We start from the raw sequence: 518 nt of genomic DNA, 5'->3' as shown, positions 1-518 counted from the left end.
CGCGCCCTCACACGCCGGGCGCAGACGCTGCGACAGACTGCCCGCTGTTACGCGCCTCGGTTGCTGGCATCCTTTGTCCATGATTCCTGACCTGTCCATCGCCCGCCGGAGCCCGGCATGACCACCGCCGGCGAGACGCACGCACCCAGCTGGTACGCCGACAGCGTGGCTGATGCCCCGCTGCGTGAGCCACTGGCCGGCGATCTGCACGCCGACGTCTGCGTGCTCGGCGCCGGTTACACCGGCCTCTCCGCCGCGCTCACCCTCGCCGAACGCGGGTATCGCGTCGTGCTGCTGGAGGCCCACCGGGTCGGCTGGGGGGCCTCAGGGCGCAACGGCGGCCAGGCCATCGTCGGCTACGGCTGCGAGGTGGACACGCTCGAGCATCTGGTCGGCGCCGAAGATGCGCGGGCGCTGTTCGAGTTCTCGCGCGACGGCATGCGCCTGCTGCGCGACCGCATCGCCCGCCACCAGATCGACTGCGACTGGCGCGACGGCCACGCCAGCGTGCCGATCAA

General features: G+C 71.8%; 1 protein-coding gene. It reads left to right on the top strand.

From position 1 onward, the window contains the following. Positions 1-117: 117 nt before the first annotated feature. Positions 118-518 (top strand): NAD(P)/FAD-dependent oxidoreductase (locus AAE045_RS24355; protein ID WP_455549863.1); only part of this gene is annotated, 401 nt, incomplete at its 3' end.

Source organism: Dryocola clanedunensis, assembly GCF_038405435.1.
GTDB lineage: Bacteria > Pseudomonadota > Gammaproteobacteria > Enterobacterales > Enterobacteriaceae > Dryocola > Dryocola clanedunensis_A.
This window is presented reverse-complemented; position numbering and strand designations above follow the sequence as displayed.